The 2,951-nt window shown below is 35.9% G+C and carries 4 protein-coding genes; 3 read left to right on the top strand and 1 reads right to left on the bottom strand.

Annotated features, from left to right (window positions below):
• Nucleotides 1-826, top strand: an 826-nt coding sequence (locus tag ABY905_RS15845) for a 5'-nucleotidase C-terminal domain-containing protein (RefSeq protein WP_372645622.1), incomplete at its 5' end; no start/stop codon positions are given.
• A gap of 50 nt (nt 827-876) precedes the next feature.
• Nucleotides 877-1,164: a hypothetical protein gene (locus tag ABY905_RS15840; RefSeq protein WP_372645620.1), complete on the top strand. Its 288-nt coding sequence runs from the start codon at nt 877-879 to the stop codon at nt 1,162-1,164.
• 77 nt (nt 1,165-1,241) lie between these two features.
• Here the strand turns inward: ABY905_RS15840 and lpcA are convergent, their stop codons facing one another.
• Entirely contained in the window at nt 1,242-1,814 is a 573-nt protein-coding gene (lpcA, locus tag ABY905_RS15835) for a D-sedoheptulose 7-phosphate isomerase (RefSeq protein WP_372645618.1), read from the bottom strand.
• Between the two features lie 169 nt (nt 1,815-1,983).
• Between lpcA and ABY905_RS15830 the strand changes: the two genes are divergently transcribed.
• Nucleotides 1,984-2,781 (top strand): ion transporter, encoded by a 798-nt coding sequence (locus tag ABY905_RS15830; RefSeq protein WP_372645616.1) that lies wholly within the window; start codon nt 1,984-1,986, stop codon nt 2,779-2,781.
• The last annotated feature ends 170 nt before the right edge of the window (nt 2,782-2,951 follow it).

Genomic DNA, 2,951 nt, shown 5'->3' with positions numbered 1-2,951 from the left:
TGAACCTCAATTGGTAGATGTTAAAGCACTGCCAGTCTCAAAAGCATTCGAAGAGCGATTCCATCCATCATTTATTGAGGTTAAAAACTACGTTTCAAGACCAGTCGGGCGATTTACAAAGCGCATTAGAACCTCCGAAGCTATGTTTGGTGATTCTCCATTTGTCGACTTGATTCACAATATTCAGCTTGACTTGGCTGATGCTGATATTTCATTTACAGCCCCTTTATCTTTCAATGCGAGTATTGATTCGGGAATGCTCGAAGTTCGTGATTTGTTTAAACTTTATCGATTTGAAAATTTACTCTACACCATGAATTTAAGTGGTCAGGAGATTAAAGATTTCTTAGAATACAGTTACGATAAGTGGTTTCGACAAATGAAAAAGAAGACCGATCCGATGCTGTTTATCGAATCTTCGGAAAAAGGGAATCGATTAAGTACCATGTTTTTTAATTACGATTCGGCTGAAGGTATCGACTATGAGCTTGACTTGGAAAAAGAAAAAGGAAACCGAATTCGCATTATCAAAATGAGTAATGGTCAGCCTTTTGATTTGGGTAAAACCTATAGAGTGGCATTAAACTCATACCGTGGAAACGGTGGTGGTGGCCATTTGACAGAAGGAGCAGGGCTTTCGAAAGAAGAACTAGCCAAGCGACTGATCAACTCAACAACAAAGGATTTACGCTTCTATTTAATGAAGTGGATTGAAGAAAAAAAAGTGGTGGAAGTCACTTGTAATAATAACTGGACAGTTAGTCCGGAGGCATGGTGGCAGCAGGCAAAAGAACGAGAATATAAGTTGTTATATGGTGAGAATTAAACCCTGTTTGCAAAAAAAAAAAGAATTAGTAATTTAAGATCAAAACGAGAATGCCACAAAACGAAGAAATTGAATTAGCGAGTACGCAATTCGATAATTTATTGAATAATGAACAAAAAGAAGCTTTTAACTATTTATTAGAGCATACCGTATTTTGCCCTAATTGCCGTAATATCTGCCCACAGGGCGTTGTCGATCACATAACGGTTTTAACGGATGCCGATGAAATCTTGATGAAAGGAAAATGTGCCAAATGTGGCAGTGGCGTAACACGACTAATGTTGATAGAAGAAGATGCTGGTTTTAAAGATCGCGTTAAAGCGATTCGAAATAGCTAAAGAGTTGAATTCAAAAAAAAGATCCAAACTGATGAGGTTTGGGTCTTTTTGTGTTTTATAGAATTACTGCTCTGACTCTACATTTGAGATTCGATATATTGAATCAGGCAATGAATAACTTTGATGTGAATCTCCTGAACACGATCAGAGTATCCTGTCCAAGGAACTCGAATTTCAACATCACAAAGTTCAGCCATTTCGCCTCCAGTTTTTCCTGTTAAACCAACAACAGTCATCCCTTTTTCTTTAGCAGACTTAATCGCATTAATAATGTTTTTAGAGTTGCCAGAAGTGCTGATGCCTAAAAAGACATCTCCCTTTTGCCCCATGCCCTCAACATATCGAGAGAAAATATAATCGAACCCATAATCATTACCCACGCAGGTAATATGACTTGGATCCGAAATTGCAACAGCAGGCATCGATCTACGATCATTTCTAAATCGTCCTGTTAGTTCTTCCGCGAAATGCATGGCATCGCACATGGATCCTCCGTTACCACAAGAAATAATTTTCCCACCATTTTTAATCGCATTAGACATTGCTGCCCCGGCTTTTTCAATGGCAATAAAATTCTCTTCTTTGTTAATAAATGCTTCTAGTACTGAGTGAGCATCGTTGAAGCTGGTTTTTATATCTTCAAGAATCATAAGGTTCAATTTTTCTCAAAACTACAATAACAATTGGCAACTAACAATAATGAAATGAAAAATCATATTTTGTAAACCGCATTTTAGATAATGACTTAGATAAGATCATTGGAATTAATTAACTTCGAGTCAATTTCAAATTTCTTCTAGATTAAACTTATTCGATAGTATGACCATTAAAGCAAAACTCTACGAAATTATATTTGAGTCTGATACTAAAGCAGGAAAACTCTTCGATATTTTACTGCTTGTCGTTATTGTTTTGAGTATTCTTTTAGTGATGCTCGAGAGTGTACCCTCAATTGAGAATGAGTATAGCTCCTTACTAAAGATATTGGAATGGAGTATTACCCTTATATTCAGCCTTGAATATTGTATGAGAATATGGATTGTGTCTAAACCCAAAATCTATATTTTTAGTTTTTTTGGTATCATCGATTTTTTATCTATTCTTCCAAGTTACTTAGGTTTATTCTTTGTCGGGACTCATGGTTTCATGGTAATTAGAGCTTTGCGATTACTGAGAGTTTTTCGAATACTCAAGCTTAACCGTTATATGAACGAAGGAGCAATTATTATCAAAGCATTAAAACAAAGTCGAATAAAGATTTCTGTTTTTCTTTTTGCTGTGCTTACTATGGTTGTGATTATCGGAACTTTGATGTACTTAATTGAAGGAGCTGAAAATGGTTTTACGAGTATTCCCCGTGGCATTTATTGGGCTATTGTAACACTTACAACAGTAGGTTATGGTGACATTTCTCCTAGTACGGCATTAGGTCAGCTTATTGCTTCCTTTGTCATGATAATTGGTTATGCCATTATTGCAGTGCCTACAGGAATTGTTACAGCAGAATTATCTAAACCCACCAAGGCGTTACCATCCGGACAGGTTTGTGAAAACTGCTTATCAGAGGGATATGATTCAGATGATCAGTATTGCAGATTCTGTGGAACAAAACTGTAATAGAGTCGTATACCTTAAAATAAGGAGCTTGATTTTTGTACGCAAATAAATAAAGAATTGAGCAACAAGAGCTTTGTTAATATATCATAAATACCTTCATGTCTGAATTACATTTCTAGACTGAAATTCAGTATTTATAGCTATATTTGCCATACAATCGAAGAAAATAT

The organism is Ancylomarina sp., assembly GCF_041555295.1.
Lineage (GTDB): Bacteria > Bacteroidota > Bacteroidia > Bacteroidales > Marinifilaceae > Ancylomarina.
Note: the sequence above shows the minus strand (reverse complement) of the source record. Positions and strands in the feature narration are given on the sequence as shown.